The organism is Sphingomonas sp. Leaf208 (assembly GCF_001421415.1).
Classification (GTDB): domain Bacteria; phylum Pseudomonadota; class Alphaproteobacteria; order Sphingomonadales; family Sphingomonadaceae; genus Sphingomonas.
Window position 1 is genome coordinate 1 of record NZ_LMKH01000003.1, and the last position, 17,897, is coordinate 17,897.

Genomic DNA, 17,897 nt, shown 5'->3' on the forward strand with positions numbered 1-17,897 from the left:
GGTTCGATAGTCTCGTCTGACATCACGGCCTCGTTCAAAGAGCCGCCATCAACCCGTTGAACGCTCCGCCTACAAGGCGACCTTCAGACCACGCTTACTAATCAACTCCAATAGCGGCGCCGATTGTTACGCTTGCCTTCAGGTCACTGACGCCAAATGGTGGATCGATCGCCGCGATCTGACGGACGTCGATCTGATGGCGGCAGCGGCGCAGGCATCGGAAGTCCAAAGCGCGACGGCGGTCACGGCGTCGATCACGGATATGCATCGGACGGCATGATCATCTCGCCGGCGCCAGCGCGACGATCAACCTTGCGACGGCGGTGTCATTGATAGCACGAACTTCAACGCGATATCACGGGCGTGCCCACTTCTCGAGATTCTAGTCGGTGCGAACCGTACTTCTGACAGCCCGGTGCTCTTAGGGTATGCCTATCAAGGACCACTCGCAGCCCGGTGCTTTATACGCCCCTCTGCAATGTAAAAAAGACTGGACTAACAAGCACTACGTATAGGAGACTGCGAGATACTCACCCAGCCTATCTCCGTGCCTCTAGCTCCGAACAGGACGCGTCGCGTGCCAAGAGAGCGCTCGACTCAGGCGAGGAGTTGAGATTGCAGAACGACCATCTTAGAATCCGGTGGCGAGGTATGTATGCTGCCGCACGCCCTTTCAACTGGCTGCCGGTGTATTCGAACGACGGCGATCAGGAACATCCAACGTCACTACTTCCCCGTCGACGCGAGAGACACAAGTGCACAGTCGGTCATTCGACGCCTTCTGTTCTTCACTAAAAAAAACGTCGCGGTGATCGAGACGCCCTTCGATCTTGAGAATTGGCAGGACACACAATCCGCATTCCCCACGACGGCAATCCGCGATCATCGGGACACCGCTGCGTTCCAGCGCATCGAGCAGCGATTCATCGGCAGCCACGTTGATCGCTAGGTCGAGCCGCGGGATCTCGACACGGAATGCCGTAGCAGCGAAGCGTCCACTATTGCCGAACGTCTCGAAACGCAGACGCTCGATAGGTCGACCGTACGACCGCCACAGCGATTTCGCATCCTCGATCAACGCGATAGGGCCGCAGATATACAGTTCGCCGTCCGGGTGCATGCTAGAGATAACGGCGTGCAGATCGATCCGTTCGTTCTCCTCTGCAACCAACGTTTCCAGCCGAGTTCCGAGATGCGCGCGCAGATCCGCCGCGAACGCGAGGTCAGCGCGTGTCCGCGCTGCGTATAGCACTTTGACATGAACATTCGTCGCGGCCAGCGTCAGCGCCATTCCATAGATCGGCGTGATACCAATGCCGCCGGCAACCAGCACATACTCGGGTGCCGCGAAGCCGAGATCGAAATGATTAGCGGGCTGCGACAGCTGGAGATGCGCACCAGGCTCGAGGCTCCACATGTAGCGCGAGCCACCCCGGCCGTTCGCCAACCGTTTGACCGCGATGCGGTATAGCCCGTCCCGGCACGCGCCAACGACCGAATAGCTTCGGGTAACAGGGCGCCCGTCTATCAGGACAACGACGTTGATATGGCTGCCGGGAGAAGGGGCTACGAAACGGCCTTCGCGTTTGATCGTGAACAGGCGAATATCCGGCGTCAGATCGGCAATATCGACTAGCTTGGCGGACTCCCAGTCAAGCTTCGTGCTCAAGACGCCGATCCCCGCGCGTTCTCCTCCGCGCACATGCGATCAATGGCCTTACGTGCCCACAGTGCACCTGCATCGATGTTGAGATTATAAAATGGGGTACGCGGGTTAGCGCTGATCGCTTTCTGCTGCGCTTCCAGCACGACATGGTCCTGGTCGTAGACGCCCGTTCCGCCATTCACGTGTGCGACGTTGAGGGCACGGGTCAGGTCCGCGTCCTCACGGCGGAATTTGCGAACAAAATTCCAGAAATAGTGACATGTCGTGTCGGTCGCGGGCGCGATAGCAGCGAGGAAAGCGCCTTCGACGCCCTGCGATTTATCGCCCTCTGGAGCGCCGCTTCCAGCGACCGCGACGCCAACCTGCCCGACGATGGTTGACGGTGCCTGAAAGTACACGACCTGCCAGCGATCTACCGTACCTGGGCGTCCAAGTTGCTTTGCCCAGAAAGGCGGTGGCTCGATCCCAAGCATCCAGCGACTGATCGTTGCGGTGCGGTCGGTATGCTCGACGTCGAAAGACGCACTCGTAATATTGTCGTCGCCAATGCTGTCGCTGTGCACATAGGTTTCGTGCGTCAGGTCCATCAGATTGTCGATCACAAGGCGATACTCGCAGCCGAGATCGTAGAAGGTGCCGCCCTCGCCTACCCAGTCATCGTTATCGTTCCAGTGGAAATCGGGAAGCAACGCAGGATCAGCCAGTGCCGGATCGCCCATCCATACCCAGACCAGCCGATGCTTTTCCGAGATTGGATAAGCGCGAACCTGCGCGGAGGGGTTGATCGTCTGCTGCGCCGGCATGAATGTACATCGTCCCGACGAATTGAATACCAGCCCGTGATACCCGCAGATAACCTGATCGTCGCGCAGTCGGCCCATCGAGAGCGGCAGCAGACGATGCCAGCAAGCATTTTCCAGCGCGGCGATCACGCCGTCCGTACGCCGGTACAGGACGAGATCGGTGTTGCAGATCTTTCGTGCCGTAAGCGCGTGCTCGATTTCGTGCGACCACGCCGCGGGATACCAAGCGTTGAGCGGGTACATGATAGCTCTCCAACTGCGCCCTTTTTCCAAGGCGATGCGGAAGATTTCACCGTTATAGTTGCGTTGTCAACTATATTGACCATCGAGCAGCTCGACGTTGGCATAGAGCCTTCGAAGCAGTTCAATCAGGTCATCGCGTTCGGAGGCGGTCAGTCCCGTAAGCAAGGCACGCTCGCGCTCCAACGCCACGGTGATAATCCGATCGTGCAACGCTTCCCCTGCTTCGGTCATCGACAACCGCCGGCTGCGACCATCGTTGGGGTCTCCAGCCGCACGAACGAGCTCCAGCTCCAACAGACGGCCAACAGCCCGACTTGCCGCAGCCTTGTCGATACCGCTCGCTTCGCAGATTGCCCCGGCGCTCGCGATGCCGCGCACCTTTAGATTGGCGAGCAGCCGCCATTCGTTGACGCCTATGCCGAACTTCCCGAGATACAGTCGCGACGCCCCCCGAGACAGCTTGTTGCCGATCGACGAGAGGAAGAAGGGCACGTAACGGTCGAGGTCGAGCTGTGACATCCCGTAGGCATGACGAGCCGTTTGAATGTCGGCAAGCGTCGGCTGGATGCCACTCGCGCTTCAGGCTTCGATTCTCAACCCCAGCACGGCACCGATGGCGAAGTTGCATGCCATCAGGCCGCCACTAACGCCAAGTCGCCCCGGGGATGCGCGGGGCGACGACGTATTGCCAAACTAACGACAGGAAGGAACGGGATGTAGCGGTCGAGATCAAGCCGCACCTTGATGCTGCTTGCACGACGTATCGAAAACGAAGCCACAAACCGTCCGCGGAATAACTGGCGTGGGTCTTCCCCCTCAAACCCGCTCTAGCAGCAAGCCGATCCCCTGCCCTACGCCGATGCACATGAAGGCCATTGCGTAGCGACCACCCGTACGATGAAGTTCCTCGACCGCGCTCATCGTGATCCGCGCGCCCGACATGCCCAGAGGATGACCGAGTGCAATTGCACCGCCATTGCGATTGACGCGCGGGTCATCGAACGGATCGATGCCGAGATCACGTAGCGTCGCGATCGCCTGGCTGGCGAACGCTTCGTTCAACTCGATGACGTCAAGTTGATCCAGCGTGATCCCACCTAATGTCATCAGCTTACGCGCAGCCTCGATAGGTCCCACGCCCATGATCCTGGGTGCAACCCCAGCCGCTGCCATCGCAACGATCCGTGCGCGAGGGGTCAGCCCGTGTCGCGCCACTGCGGCTTCCGACGCGATAAGCGTCGCGGCCGCACCATCGTTAAGGCCGGACGCATTGCCAGCCGTCACGGTGCCGTCCGTCCGCACGACCGGCTTCAACTTTGCGAGCGCCTCCAGGCTGGTTGCCCGCAAATGTTCGTCTGCGGAAAAGACGATCGGGTCGCCCTTCTTCTGCGGAATCGTGACAGGCACGATCTCGACAGCGAACCGTCCGCTCGCCTGTGCGGCTGCGGCCTTCTCCTGGCTGGCAAGGCCGAAGCGATCCTGATCCTCTCGGCTGACATGCCAATGGTCGGCAACGTTCTCGCCCGTTTCCGGCATTGAGTCCACGCCATAGGCATGCCGCATAGCCGGGTTGACGAACCGCCAGCCCAGGGTCGTATCCTCCAGCTTCTGCGCCCGATCAAAGGGGCTGTGTGCTTTGCCCATCACATAGGGCGCACGTGTCATGCTCTCGACACCACCCGCAATCATGAACTCGGCATCTCCGCTGCGGATCGCCCGCGCTGCCGACCCGATCGCGTCGAGGCCCGAGCCACACAGACGGTTGATCGTCGATCCCGACACCGTCTCGGGCAATCCGGCAAGCAACACGGCCATGCGCGCGACATTGCGATTGTCCTCGCCGGCTTGGTTCGCACAGCCAAGGATCGTGTCGTCCACCGCACCCCAATCGACGCCCGAATTGCGATCCATCAGCGCCTTGATTGGAATGGTGGCCAGATCGTCGGCGCGAATGCTGGCAAGCGACCCGTTCAGTCGGCCAATGGGGGTACGGATCGCGTCGCAGAGGAAAGCATCGGTCATAGAATTCAACCCTTGTTGCTGCTGGAGTCGAGCTCAGCGATGATCTTGCCCGCTTCGACGAAAGCGGTATTTGCCGCGGGTACACCTGCGTAGATCGCCGTTTGCATCAGCACTTCCTTGAGCTCCTCACGGGTAAAGCCATCGCGCATCAGTCCGGTGCGAACGTGGAGCGCGAACTCCTCCCAGCGGCCGAGTGCCACGGTGATGGCTAGCACGATGAACCGACGGCTTCGGTCATCAAGACCTGGCCGGCCCCAGATTTCATTCCATGCAATCCGCGTGATCATCGCCTGAAAATCTGCGGTGAAGTCAGTCCGCTTGGCGAGCGACGCGTCGACCCATGCATCGCCAAGTACGCGGCGCCGGTTGAGCAGCCCCGCCTCGAACAAGGTGTTCGCGGCATCCTGGGTATCGGCCGGTTTTAGAAAAGCGCGAAGCGTTGCTGCCAACGCGGCCGGCGTCTCGATCGGCGCGAGATGTGCGGCGTCGAGATGCACTACATGCGCGTCGGGCACCGCTGCCACGATGCGTTCACCATGCCCTGTAAACGGCGTCGAGAGGTCACGATCGCCCGCAACGACCAGCGTAGGCATACCAATCGCTGGCAACCGATCGATCAGCGCCATATCACGGATTGCTGCGCCACAACCCGCATAACCGGCATCGGCCATCGCGATCAGGCCCTGACGCACGCTCTCGGCAGCGCCACTATGCGTCGCTACGAAGCGCGGCGACAGGAACCGAACCATGGCCATATCCGCGATGGCTGCCGTACCCCTTGCGCGTACTATCTCGATCCGGTCCCGCCATGCGCCCGCATCCATCGTCGCAGACGTGCAGACGAGCGCGAGCGCGGTAACTCGCGTCGGGTACGCCAGTGCCAGCTCCATCGCGATCATCCCGCCAAGCGACACACCGGCAATGGCTGCACTCTGTACGCCTGCGGCGTCCATAACGGCGACGACATCGTCGGCCAACATAGCCAGGCTATAGTCACCATCAGGTGCGTCCGATGCGCCGTGTCCGCGCGTATCGATCCGCAGCAGACTGAAGGCGGGCAGCAAATGCGGGACGCTGGTCTCCCACAACGCCATTTCCGTGCCGATCGAATTCAGCAGGACGAGGACGGGCAGGTCGGGGACGCCGTCGAGCTTCCAGTAAAGGCGCACGTCCTCACGGATCGCGAATGGCATAACGTTATCCTTGGAGGTTGGAGACAAGGGCGGCGACGATCGCCGCGCTCTCGCCGATATCGGTACCAATATTAGCATCACGCAGATTGCGCGCGATCGCGTCGTAGTCGATCTCCAACCCTTCAGCGACGCTAGCCATTGCCTCTGCCGCGCCCGCCGCAAGCAGGAACAGGTCGGCTAGTACCGGCCCCTCCGCCTGCCAGCCGCCAAGCCCACGCTCTTCTTCCTGCGGCAGTCCGACAAGCAGGGTCGCTGCCAAACCCGGTGCGCGCAGCGCTGCCGACAGCGCGATCTGGCAACCGGTCGGGTTGCGCTTATGCGCCATGGCCGATGATCCACCGCGGCCCGCGACCGCCGGCTCACGCGCCTCTCCAACGGTATTCTGCGACAAAAGCGCTATGTCGCGCGCGATCTTGCCAATCGCGCCTATTGCCATGGCCAGGCTGGTGCCGATGGCGGCGATACCGATCCGGCGCGCGTGCCATGGTTCGCTCATGGCGAGGCCCAGCTCCTTTGCCATATGTGATGCGATGGCCAGACCTGCACCGTCGAGCCCGGCCCGTGCACCTGCGGCGCCCCCAAGCTGGATTCGCGCATGGTCCCTGACATCGCGCCGCAGTCGCTGAGCGGCATCGGCGACACCGACCGTCCAGTGCGCGATCCGAAGACCGAACGCGACGGGTAACGCGTCTTGCAACAACGTACGGCCGACCGCCGGTGTTTCAGCGTGACGCAGAGCCAAACGGCCAAGGGCATCGACGATGCGGTCGAGGTCCGTGAGTACCAGTTCGGTTGCCGCCCGCGTCTGCATCATCAAAACAGTGTCGGCGACGTCCTGGCTGGTCGCTCCCTTGTGTACCGCCTTGCTGGCATTACCACTCAGGGCGGCACGCAAGCGGGCGACGAGTGGGATCGCCAGCGTACCGGCCAGCGCTGATTCCTCGGCCAGTTCGGCACAGTTGATCGCCGTTGTTAAACAGGCGTCGACAATCGCGAGCGCGAGCTCCTCCGAGATCACCCCTTCCGTCGCCTGCGCTCTTGCCAAAGCACCTTCGAAGGCGAGTGCGTGAGCAATGGTGGCGTCGTCGTCAAAGACGGCCAACATCGCTGGCGTTGTCGCCGGGCGGGTGCGGAGAAGATCAGTCATTGGACATCATACCGCAAAGAAGACGGTCTCGGCTTCGCCCTGCAACCGGATATCGAACCACCAACGCCCGTCGTCTTGCTGATGGGCTATCAGCGTCTCGCGACGATCTAGCGGAACTGCGGCAAGCACCGGATCATCGTCATTGCCTTCGCCGCCGGCGAAATACAGCCGTGTCGCGAGCCGTTTGATAATACCCCGCCCGAACACCGACACTGCCAGATGGGGTGCCTGCAGCGTGTTGCGGGGACCAGGTACGCGCCCCGGCCGAATGGTGCGGAACCGGTAGATCCCGTCCGGGTCGACCGACGCGCGGCCGAAGCCAATGAAATGGGGGTCGATCGGCACCGCGTCGCGCGGATCATCGACGCTCGCATAGCGCCCGGCGGCGTTGGCCTGCCAGATCTCGATCATCGCATCGAGGATCGGCACACCCTTCGCGTCGAGCACCCGCCCCGCGATCTCGATCACATCGCCCTCGGGCGTGCCGGTCGGCGACGAGAGGTTGAGGAGGTAATGCTCCTCGCCGAACAGGTCGGTGCGAGCGCCCATGTCCGATTTACCTACAAGATCGGCGCCGCCTTTCCACGGCAGGCCGTAGTGGAAGAAGGGCCCGACCGTCTGCCACGGCGTCTGGCCGAAAATCGCCGGATCCTGATTGTCGATCCGTGGCGCGGTCTCGCGGTCTTCAACGGGGATCTCCGGGGCGATCTCAATCGTCATGGTGGTGATCCTCGAACGGCGTCTCGTCGCGCCCCTTCAGGACGATATCAAACAGATAGCCGAGCGCCCAGGCAGGCTTCGTGCTCTTGATATCGAAGCGGCCGACCATCCGCTGGCGGGCAGGCATCGGGATGGCGTTGGCGATCGGGTCGATCTCGATCAGCGGATCGTCCGGAAAATACATCTGCGTCACAAGCCGTGTCGCAAACGCCGGACCGAGCAGCGACAGGTGAATATGGCCGGGCCGCCAAGCGTTCTTGTGGTTGCCCCACGGGTATGCACCTGGCCGTATCGTGACGTAGCTGTACCGCCCCTCGTCATCGGTGACGACCCGTCCGGCCCCGGTAAAGTTCGGGTCGAGCGGCGCATCCCAATTGTCCGCCGAATGGATATATCGCCCCGCCGCATTGGCTTGCCAGATCTCGATGACGGTGTTGGCCACCGGGCGTGCGCGATCGTCGAGCACGCGGCCGGAGACGATGATGCGCTGCCCCTGTGGCACACCCGCATGCTGCGCAGTCAGATCGATCCCCGAGGGGCCCACCATCAGGCGGTCCCACGCGCTGGGACCGGTCGCCTCCGTTAGCGTCGGAGGGATTACGATCAGGGGCTGGCGTGGGCTGCGGTCGACCGTCGAGCGATAGTCCGGATGCAGCGAGGGCGACAGCCCCGCCTCGTCCGGCGAATAGGCGAGAACGTCGGTCATGCCGCACCCTCCTGCTCGAAGGCGCCCGCATCGAACGCCGCACTGGTCTTCGTCCGTAACTCGTCCAGCGTCACGCCCGGCGCCAGTTCGACCAGCGTCAGACCGCCTGCCTTCTTGTCGCAGGCGAGCACACATAGGTCGGTGATGATCAGGTCGACGACGCCTTTGCCGGTGAGCGGCAGCGTGCACGCCTCCAGGATCTTGGGCTCGCCTGCCTTGTTCGCGTGATCCATCACGACCACCACTTTGCGGACACCCGCGACCAAGTCCATCGCGCCGCCCATCCCTTTCACCATCTTGCCGGGGATCGTCCAGTTGGCGATGTCACCATTGGCGGCGACCTCCATCGCGCCGAGGACCGCCATGTCAATATGCCCGCCACGGATCATCGCAAAGCTGTCTGCGCTGGAAAAGAAGCTGGACGTCGGCAGCGCGGTGATCGTCTGCTTGCCCGCGTTGATAAGATCAGGATCGACGGCATCGCGCGTCGGGAACGGCCCGATACCGAGCATGCCGTTCTCCGACTGCAACGTCACGTCGAGCCCCTCGGGGACATAGTTCGCTACCAACGTCGGGATACCAATGCCAAGGTTGACGTAGAAGCCATCTTGCAGTTCCTGCGCCGCACGCGCCGCCATCTGTTCGCGAGTCCAACCCATCACACGGTCTCCGTTTCGCGAACCGTCAGCTTCTCGATCCGCTTTTCATTGATCGTCGACAGCACGATGCGATCGACGAAGATGCCGGGCGTATGAATACAGTCGGGGTCGAAACTGCCAGCCGGCACGATCTCCTCGACCTCGACCACCGTCACCGTGCCCGCGGTCGCCATGTTCGGGTTAAAGTTGCGGGCGGTCTTGCGGAACATCAGGTTCCCAGCCGGATCCGCGCGCCACGCCTTGATGATCGACAGATCGGCGCGCAGCCACGTCTCGCGGACATACTCCTCACCATCGAACGTCTCCACCGGCTTGCCTTCCGCGACGACGGTGCCGACCCCGGTCTTCGTATAGAAGGCCGGGATACCCGCACCGCCAGCGCGGATCCGCTCTGCCAGCGTCCCCTGCGGCGTCAGTTCCAGTTCGAGCTCGCCGCTGAGATATTGCTGTTCGAACAGCTTGTTCTCGCCGACATAGCTCGAAACCATCTTGGCGATCTGGCGCGTCTCGAGGAGCATCCAGAGACCAAAGCCATCAGCCCCAGCATTGTTCGAAATGACGGTCAGGTTCTTGACGCGAGACGCGCGGACCTCCGGGATCAGGCTCTCGGGATTGCCCGACAGGCCGAACCCGCCCGACATGATCGTCATGCCGTCGAACAGCAGCCCGTCGAGCGCGGCTGCGGGGTTCTCGTAAACCTTGTTCTTCATGCTGCCTTGATCCTTCACGCGGCTGTCATGGGAAGACCGACGTAGTTCTCCGCGAGCGTCCGCTGCGCCGCCTCGGACCCACGAATGTAGTCGAGTTCGGCCATCTGGATACGTCGGTCGAACCCATCCATCGTCGGAAAGCGGTGGGTGACGGAGGTAAACCACCACGAGAAGCGCTCGGCTTTCCAGACCCGCGCCAGCGCGCGTGCGGAATACCCGTCGATCCCCGCATCGGAGCGTTCGCCATAATGCTCTGCAAACGCTTCGCCCAGCATCGTCACGTCGGATACGGCGAGGTTCATGCCCTTGGCGCCGGTCGGCGGGACGATATGCGCGGCATCACCTGCCAGGAACAGCCGGCCCCAGCGCATTGGTTCCGATACGAAGGACCGAAGCGGCGCGATCGCTTTTTCGAAAGACGGCCCACGCGTGACCTTCGCCGCGGTTTCCGGGCCGAGGCGTAGGCATAGCTCGTCCCAGAACCGATCGTCGGACCAGTCCGCGACATTCTCGTCGACACCGCACTGGATGTAATAGCGGCTCCGCGTCGCCGAGCGCATCGACGCCAGTGCAAAACCGCGTTCGTGATTGGCGTAGATAAGTTCATGATCCGCCGGTGGCACGTCTGCCAGAATGCCGAGCCAGCCGAAGGGATAAACGCGTTCGAACGTTTTCAGCACGTCAGCGGGGATCGCTGACCGGCTGATCCCGTGATAGCCGTCGCACCCAACGACAAAGTCGCAGGCCAAAGTCTGATGAGCTTCGTCCGCCTGCCAGGACACCGTCGGCTGGTCGCCATCCAGGCCATCGAGCGTTACGTTCACGGCGTTCCACACAATCGGCAGGTCGTTCGCCTCGGCTGCATCGAACAGGTCGCGCATCACCTCTTGCTGGCCGTAAACCGTCACTGTCGATCCGCCTGTCAGCGCAGCCATATCGATCCGGAATAGTCGGCCATCGAGTGACAGGTTCGTGCCTCCATGCACCAACCCTTCCCGCACCAGGCGCTTGGCCAATCCGAGCCGATGCATCAGGTCGACGGTGACCTGCTCGAGCACGCCGGCCCTGACCCGCCCCTCGACATAGGCACGGTCGCGCCGTTCGATGACGACCGCATCGATGCCGTCGCGGCGTAGCAAATGCGCCAGAAACATGCCCGCTGGCCCTGCGCCGATGATCGCAACCTGTGTGCGCATCCGTTGTCCATCCTCTCGCCAGCGGTTCAATCCGCTCTTGTCCGATTGGTGCGCGTGTCCAACGCATCCGGCCATGCCACAGACAACCGATGTTTTGGATTATTCGGCAAAGGCGATAGGGTGCTCGCATGTCCACCTTGGCTGTCCCGAGCTTCTACCTGTACGGTGAACCGCACCGTGCTGTCGCCGACGGGTTTATTCACGTCGAACACTTGGACGATCGATCGCGACCCAGCGAATGGACGATCCAACCACATGCTCACGCAGATCTAGTCCAGATGTTCCTGATTACGTCGGGCGGTGGGGCTATGCAGGCCGAGGACGTTGCCATGCACTTCGATGCACCGGCGCTGCTACTAGTCCCCGCAGGCGTCATCCACGGCTTCCACTGGACGACGGAATCGTCTGGCTCGGTCCTTACACTGGCCCGGACGTACTTCGAGAATCTTGCCGCCCGTCACCCGGACGTCGAACCGGTCTTCGACCGTCCGCTTGCGGTTACTCCGGACACCGCAGCGATAGCGCGCCTATCCGACGGCATGGCGACCCTCCGACAGGAAGTCGCCTGGTCCACCAAAGGCCATTATGCCGCGGTGGAGGCGGCGCTTCTCGCGATGCTCGTGGTTTCCCTGCGCGTCCTGCCTGCGAGCGATACCGGTTCCGCGCTCGATCGCGGGCAATATGCCAGTTTGGTCGCCCGCTTCCGCGCTCGTATTGAAGACCGGTTCCGCCTACGGGAGAGCATCGCGACACACGCTTGCGATCTCGGTACGAGCGAGACCAGTCTGCGGATGGCATGCGCGCGAATTGCGGGGCGTTCACCGGCGGCCATGCTCGATCAACGCGCGATCCTCGAGGCCCGACGCGCATTACTCTATTCGCATCTGTCCGTGGCAGAGATTGGCTACGCCCTTGGCTTCACCGATCCTGCGTATTTCACGCGGTTTTTTACCCGGCATTCCGGGAAGTCTCCCACGCGGTACCGCCAACAGCGCGATACAAAGCGTGACGCTCGAATTGACGGATCCATACAGGAGTAGCTTGTGTAAGCCTTCCTCTGCGGACGGCCGGCGCTGCTCGTTATTGTGTGAGGAGCAGCCTAATACGGGTCATGCCGAAGCTGTCGGATGGGACAATGCTCAGGCGCTCGTCAGCGTAGAGTACGCAGCCTAGCGCCTAGCGCCCATCGACAAACTGGCCCTCTTCGCCTCTGGCCAACTCTACGGTGCCGCCCTTACCGCCCCTGCGACAAAAGCTGATGTTCTCGTCTTGGCCTACAATAGATCAAAGGCCGCTATCACTGGCGTAAGCCAGTCGCTGCTGATGCCGCAGTACTCTGCGTCAGCGAGAGCGCGCTTCGCGCCGAGCAAGCACTCTGCGGGACTATCGCCATCGCTGATACTCGTCGAACGCGCGGTGCTGAAAGCGCGTTGGTTGCTCTCCACTCAAAAGGAGCGTGGCGCAGGCCGCGTGTTCGGTGGGGTTCATGGATCCCGCCTATTCCTGGCGCTTTTCTTTCCACGGCGGTTCAAGACATCCTTTCGGCGGTACCGGAGTTCGAGCCTCGACATCGCGAGCTGGAACAGGCGTCCTGCGGGTCGCTAGCGGCTGGCGGCAGACGTTTATCCGGTAATCGGGCCACGATCTCGCGAACAAAATCATTGTCCCGCTGAAAACTATACGTTATGTGTCATAGCAATAATAAGGGAGAGAGCTTGATGGCAACCGCGATTCCGGCGGCGGACGGCAGGACGATGCCGGACACCGGCCCGACCTTCGACCGACTGGACCCGATGACCGGCAAGGTCGCGACCACCGCCAGGGCGGCGACCGTCGCTGACGTCGATGCCGCCTGCGCCGCCGCTGCAGCCGCGTTTCCCATCTGGTCGGCGCTTGGCCCTAACGCCCGTCGCGCTTTGCTCAACAAGGCGGCTGACGCACTGCAGGCCAAGGCGCCGCAGTTCATCGAGGCAATGATGAGCGAGATCGGCGCGACGCAGGGCTGGGCCGGGTTCAACCTGATGCTCGCCGCCGGTATCGTGCGCGAGGCGGCAGCAATGACGACGCAGATCCAGGGGGAAGTCATCCCCTCCGACAAACCAGGCTGCATCGCGATGGCACTTCGCGAACCCGTCGGCGTGATGGTCGGCATCGCGCCGTGGAACGCGCCGATCATCCTAGGCGTGCGCGCGATCGCCATGCCGCTGGCGTGCGGCAATACGGTCGTGCTCAAGGCGTCGGAGCAATGCCCGCGCACGCACGCGCTAATCGTCGAGGCGTTCGAGGACGCCGGGCTCGGCGAAGGCGTGGTCAATCTGATCAGCAACGCCCCCGCAAATGCCGGCGAGATCGTCGGTGCGCTGATCGACCATCCCGCCGTCAAGCGCATTAACTTCACCGGATCGACGCATGTTGGCCGTATCATCGCCAAGCGCGCGGCCGAGCACCTGAAGCCTGTGCTGCTCGAACTTGGCGGCAAGGCGCCGCTGATCGTGCTCGAGGATGCCGACCTCGACGAAGCGGTCAAGGCCGCGGCGTTCGGCGCGTTCATGAACCAGGGCCAGATCTGCATGTCGACCGAGCGGATCATCGTCGTCGATAGCGTCGCCGACGCGTTTGCCGAGAAATTTTCGGAAAAGGTCGGCACAATGCCGGTTGGCGATCCCCGCGATGGCAAGACACCGCTCGGTGCCGTCGTCGATACCAAGACCGTCACGCATGTGGGATCGCTGATCGAGGACGCGCTGGCACAAGGCGCGGTGCAACTGAACGGCGGCCCGTCGCAGGGCGTGCTGATGCCCGCGCACGTGATCGACCGGGTGACCCCCGCAATGAAGCTGTTCCGCGACGAGAGTTTCGGCCCGGTCGTCGGCATCGCTCGCGCGCGCGACGAGGCCCATGCGATCGAGCTCGCCAACGATACCGAATATGGCCTGTCGGCGGCCGTGTTCACGCGCGATACAGCGCGGGGACTTCGCGTCGCCAAGCTGATCAAGTCGGGCATCTGCCATATCAATGGCCCAACCGTGCATGACGAGGCGCAGATGCCGTTCGGCGGGGTCAAGTCGTCGGGTTACGGCCGCTTCGGCGGCAAGGCCGGCATGGACAGCTTCACCGAACTTCGCTGGGTTACGATCGAGACGCAGTCCGGCCATTACCCGATCTAAGATTTCCACCCTCCCGCCCTCGGAGGGGCGGATGCGCCTTGCCGCACCGATGCCGCCTGCCTGGACCGGGCACTAACCCCAGCCCCTCCTCATAATAGGAAGGGCAGCATGAAAGATAGCCATGACCACCACCTCCCCCCACGGCACCGTCGCCTACGATATCGTTGATCGCATCGCATGGGTACGCTTCAATCGTCCCGAAAAGCGCAACTGCATGAACCCCACGCTCAACCGCGAGATGTTGGAGGTGCTGGAGGCACTTGAGTTCCGCGACGATGTCGGCGTGCTGGTGCTGTCGGGCGAGGGATCGGCCTGGTCGGCGGGCATGGACCTGAAGGAATATTTCCGCGAGACCGAGGCCAAGGGCTTGGGCGCGAGCCGTCAGGCGCAGCGAGAAAGCTACGGCTGGTGGCGGCGGCTGCGCTGGTACCAGAAGCCGACAATCGCGATGGTCAACGGCTGGTGCTTCGGCGGCGGCTACGGCCCGTTGTTCGCCTGCGATCTGGCGTTCGCGGCGGAGGATGCGCAGTTCGGCCTCAGCGAGATCAACTGGGGCATCCTGCCCGGCGGCGGTGCTACCAAGGTCGCGGTAGAGTTGTTGCCGTTCCGCAAGGCAATGTATCACGCGATGATGGGCGAGAACGTCGACGGCAAGACCGCCGCTGACTGGGGCCTGGTCAACGAGGCGGTGCCGCTTGATACGCTGAAGAATCGCGTGACCCAGGTCGCCAATGTGCTGTTGAAGAAGAACCCGGTCGCGCTGAAGGCCACCAAGGACGCCGTGCGCCGCGTCGGTGTGCTGAGCTACGACGATGCCGAGGATTACCTGATCCGCGCGCAAGAAGCGGCGAACTCCTACGATAATGAGGGTCGCAAGGAGGGGATCAAGCAGTTCATTGACGACAAGACGTTCAAGCCGGGTCTCGGCGCGTACGACACGTCGAAGCAGGCGGGCTGAGCCCCCTTCCGTCACCCCGAACCTGGTTCGGGGTAACGGTCTTGCACAATCGCCGATCGGCCACGTCGCGGATCGGCGGCCCCCGGACGCCGTTCCGGGGGTCGGAAAGGTTCCAGAATGACCACCGACAGCTTTGCACCGGCCAGAAACGCGCTCGACCGTCTGATCCGTCCCCGGTCCGTCGCCATCCTCGGCGCCTCGGACAAGCCTGGTGCCCTTGGCAACCAGGTATTGGCTAATCTCGAGCGGCACGGCTTCACCGGCGACATTCACCTGATCAACCCAAAGCGGGATTCGATCGCTGGCCGTGCCTGCCTGCGTTCGGTGGCCGACCTGCCTGAAGGCGTCGATGCGGCGGTGCTGGCGATTCCAGGCGGCGCGGTGCTCGATACGATCCGGGCGCTGGCGACACGCGGCGTCGGTGCCGCGGTGATCTTCTCCGCTGGGTTCGCCGAGGGGGGCGAGGAAGGGCTCGCCGCACAACGTGACGTCGCACGTATCGCGGCGGAGAGCGGCATGGTGGTCGAGGGGCCAAACTGCCTGGGCATGACCAACTATATCGACGGTATTCCGCTCACCTTCGTGCAGACCCCGACGGAAAGACTGAATGGGCGGCCCGGAATTGGCATCGTGTCTCAGTCGGGCGCGATGGCGGTGGTGCTCGGCACGACGCTGATGAGCAAGGAGCTCGGCATCTCGATCTCGGTGTCGACGGGCAACGAGGCGGCGAGCGGCGTCGAGGACTATGTCGAATATCTGCTGGACGATCCCGATACGAGCGCGATCGCGATGATCGTCGAGCAGTTCCGCAAGCCCGCACGCTTCCTCGCGCTGGCGGATCGTGCGCGGGCGGCGGGCAAGCTGATCGTGCTGCTGCACCCCGGACGAAGCAGCGCAGCGCGCGACTCGGCTGCGACGCACACCGGTGCAATGGCCGGCGACTATCAGGTGATGCGCACGAAGGTGGAGCGCGCCGGTGTGGTCCTGGTCGACAGCCTCGAGGAGCTAGGTGACGTCGTCGACCTCGCCATACGCTGTGGCCCGATGCCGGCCGGCGGCACGGCAGTGCTAACTGAATCGGGCGCGTTCAAAGCACTCAGCCTCGATCTCTGCGAGACGCTGGACCTGCCCCTCCCCGCCGTATCAACCGAGACCGGGGCGGCACTGCGGTTTGGCCTGCCGGACTTTATTCCGATCAGCAATCCGATGGATCTGACCGCGCAGGCGCTGGTCGATCCCGACCTCTATCGCCGGACGATGGCGCCCCTGCTTGCCGACGCCACGTTCGGCAGTATCGTGCTTGCCATAATCCAGACCGATGCCGCCACCGCGACGCTCAAGTTCGAACCAATCATCGCCGCGATTGAGGTGCTGTCGCTTGACAAACCGGTGATCTTCGCCGGCCTGGACGACGGCGCGGCGGTGCAGCCCGAATACATCACAAGGCTGCGGAAATTGGGCGTGCCGTATTTCCCCTCCCCCGACCGCGCCTTCCGCGCCTTGGCTCGGATCCTGAACGCCGGCAGCGGCAACGAGCAGGTGTCTGCCGGTGAGCCCACAACGGCGACGCTGCCGCACGGAGGCGTTATCGCCGAATACCGTGCGAAGGAGATGCTGGCACCACTTGGCATCCCCTTCCCACAGGGCGGGTTCGCGAGAACGCTGGTGGAAGCACAGGCGGTTGCCGCGCGTATCGGCTATCCCGTCGTGATTAAGGCGCAGGCGCAGGCGCTCAGCCACAAAAGCGACGCGGGAGGCGTGATCCTGAACCTTACCGACGATGCCGCGCTGACCGACGGGTGGGCCCGACTTCATGCCAATGTCGCGGCGCATGCTTCCGACGTGACACTGGACGGCGTGCTGGTCGAGGCGATGGGCGCGCGCGGCGTCGAACTGATCATCGGTGCCCGCAACGATCCGGACTGGGGCGCGGTGATCCTGGTCGGGTTCGGGGGCGTGCAGGCTGAAATCTTGCAGGACGTACGGCTGCTGTCGCCCGACCTCTCCCGCGACGCCATTATCGCCGAACTCCGCGCGTTGAAGAGTGGCGCGTTGTTCGACGGCTGGCGCGGCGCGCCGGCGCTGGACGTCGACGCGGTGGCCGACATCATCGCAACGCTCGGGCAGCTGCTGCGTGGTACGCCGGAGATCCGCGAGATCGATCTCAACCCGGTGGTCGTCTATCCGACGGACCAGGGCGCGATCGCGCTCGATGCTTTGATCTTCGCCGCGGAAGCCTAGCTGCGTTCCTTCGCTTCGATCCGCGACAGCAGCGCGATCAGCCGCGCACGGTCGGGCCCGGCGAGATCGGATAACATTGCTTCCTCATGCTCGTGGATGCGTGCAATGCAGTCGTCGAGTTTCGCCTGTCCTGCCACGCTCAGGCGTAGCGCGAACGCCCGTCGATCGTCTGGCGAGACGCGCCGCTCGACTAACGCCGCATCGACCAGCTCATTGATCAACGACACCATATTGGCACGCTGGATGCCGAGCGCGCGTCCGACAGCACCCTGGTTGATGTCCGGGTTTGCCGCCACGACCGACAGGATTGCGAACAAAACCTGGCGCATGCCGGTTCCGTCCAGTGCGCGCACGAAGTCGGCGGCAAAAGCGCCTGAGGCACGGCGTAGGTGATAGCCGGCGAGATCGGCCAGTACGCCCAACTCGACGCCGTCTTCTGGTATCTCCTGCGGCAATGTCGCCATGG

Annotated in this window: 16 protein-coding genes; 4 read left to right on the top strand and 12 right to left on the bottom strand. The window is 63.0% G+C overall.

The genetic code is table 11. The features are described 5' to 3' along the window. Window positions 1–673 precede the first annotated feature (673 nt). From ASE69_RS03855 to pobA, 11 genes are all read right to left on the bottom strand, one after another. A complete protein-coding gene (locus ASE69_RS03855; RefSeq protein ID WP_056483427.1) occupies window positions 674–1,669 on the bottom strand; it encodes a PDR/VanB family oxidoreductase in 996 nt (331 codons plus the stop codon). Then, complete coding sequence (locus tag ASE69_RS03860) at window positions 1,666–2,712, bottom strand: aromatic ring-hydroxylating dioxygenase subunit alpha (protein ID WP_056483274.1); 1,047 nt, start codon at window positions 2,710–2,712, stop codon at window positions 1,666–1,668. Before ASE69_RS03860 ends, ASE69_RS03855 begins: the two co-directional genes overlap by 4 nt. Window positions 2,713–2,778: 66 nt before the next feature. Next, window positions 2,779–3,231: a MarR family winged helix-turn-helix transcriptional regulator gene (locus ASE69_RS03865; protein WP_056483277.1), complete on the bottom strand. Its 453-nt coding sequence runs from the start codon at window positions 3,229–3,231 to the stop codon at window positions 2,779–2,781. A gap of 297 nt (window positions 3,232–3,528) precedes the next feature. Continuing rightward, on the bottom strand, window positions 3,529–4,734 hold the full coding sequence (gene pcaF / locus ASE69_RS03870) for a 3-oxoadipyl-CoA thiolase (protein ID WP_056483280.1): 1,206 nt from the start codon (window positions 4,732–4,734) through the stop codon (window positions 3,529–3,531). Between the two features lie 5 nt (window positions 4,735–4,739). Then, window positions 4,740–5,927 (bottom strand): 3-oxoadipate enol-lactonase, encoded by a 1,188-nt coding sequence (gene pcaD / locus ASE69_RS03875; RefSeq protein ID WP_056483282.1) that lies wholly within the window; start codon window positions 5,925–5,927, stop codon window positions 4,740–4,742. A gap of 4 nt (window positions 5,928–5,931) precedes the next feature. Then, window positions 5,932–7,074: a lyase family protein gene (locus tag ASE69_RS03880; RefSeq protein ID WP_056483284.1), complete on the bottom strand. Its 1,143-nt coding sequence runs from the start codon at window positions 7,072–7,074 to the stop codon at window positions 5,932–5,934. Window positions 7,075–7,080: 6 nt separating this feature from the next. Further along, window positions 7,081–7,794, bottom strand: a complete 714-nt coding sequence (gene pcaG, locus ASE69_RS03885) for a protocatechuate 3,4-dioxygenase subunit alpha (protein ID WP_056483287.1) — start codon at window positions 7,792–7,794, stop codon at window positions 7,081–7,083. Then, the gene (pcaH, locus tag ASE69_RS03890) at window positions 7,784–8,500 is read right to left on the bottom strand and encodes a protocatechuate 3,4-dioxygenase subunit beta (RefSeq protein ID WP_056483291.1); all 717 of its coding nucleotides are present in this window, start codon (window positions 8,498–8,500) and stop codon (window positions 7,784–7,786) included. The genes pcaG and pcaH overlap by 11 nt, the downstream gene beginning before the upstream one ends. Continuing rightward, the gene (locus ASE69_RS03895) at window positions 8,497–9,159 is read right to left on the bottom strand and encodes a 3-oxoacid CoA-transferase subunit B (RefSeq protein WP_056483294.1); all 663 of its coding nucleotides are present in this window, start codon (window positions 9,157–9,159) and stop codon (window positions 8,497–8,499) included. The genes pcaH and ASE69_RS03895 overlap by 4 nt, the downstream gene beginning before the upstream one ends. Continuing rightward, window positions 9,159–9,869 (bottom strand): CoA transferase subunit A, encoded by a 711-nt coding sequence (locus ASE69_RS03900; RefSeq protein ID WP_056483430.1) that lies wholly within the window; start codon window positions 9,867–9,869, stop codon window positions 9,159–9,161. Before ASE69_RS03900 ends, ASE69_RS03895 begins: the two co-directional genes overlap by 1 nt. Window positions 9,870–9,883: 14 nt before the next feature. After that, window positions 9,884–11,065 carry a 4-hydroxybenzoate 3-monooxygenase gene (pobA, locus tag ASE69_RS03905; RefSeq protein ID WP_056483297.1) on the bottom strand — a complete coding sequence of 394 codons (1,182 nt, stop codon included), beginning with the start codon at window positions 11,063–11,065 and terminating at the stop codon, window positions 9,884–9,886. Between the two features lie 128 nt (window positions 11,066–11,193). Here pobA and ASE69_RS03910 point away from each other — a divergent pair, with 128 nt between their 5' ends. From ASE69_RS03910 to ASE69_RS03925, 4 genes are all read left to right on the top strand, one after another. After that, the gene (locus ASE69_RS03910) at window positions 11,194–12,105 is read left to right on the top strand and encodes a helix-turn-helix domain-containing protein (RefSeq protein WP_056483300.1); all 912 of its coding nucleotides are present in this window, start codon (window positions 11,194–11,196) and stop codon (window positions 12,103–12,105) included. A gap of 678 nt (window positions 12,106–12,783) precedes the next feature. Beyond that, complete coding sequence (locus ASE69_RS03915; RefSeq protein ID WP_235518068.1) at window positions 12,784–14,232, top strand: aldehyde dehydrogenase; 1,449 nt, start codon at window positions 12,784–12,786, stop codon at window positions 14,230–14,232. Window positions 14,233–14,353: 121 nt separating this feature from the next. After that, a complete protein-coding gene (locus ASE69_RS03920) occupies window positions 14,354–15,190 on the top strand; it encodes a p-hydroxycinnamoyl CoA hydratase/lyase (RefSeq protein WP_056483303.1) in 837 nt (278 codons plus the stop codon). A gap of 117 nt (window positions 15,191–15,307) precedes the next feature. Beyond that, entirely contained in the window at window positions 15,308–17,431 is a 2,124-nt protein-coding gene (locus tag ASE69_RS03925) for an acetate--CoA ligase family protein (RefSeq protein WP_056483306.1), read from the top strand. On the opposite strand, the gene ASE69_RS03930 is transcribed toward ASE69_RS03925, so the two are convergent. After that, window positions 17,428–17,895, bottom strand: coding sequence for a MarR family winged helix-turn-helix transcriptional regulator (locus ASE69_RS03930; protein ID WP_056483309.1), 468 nt, complete (start codon window positions 17,893–17,895; stop codon window positions 17,428–17,430). The genes ASE69_RS03925 and ASE69_RS03930 overlap by 4 nt on opposite strands. Between the last annotated feature and the right edge of the window lie 2 nt (window positions 17,896–17,897).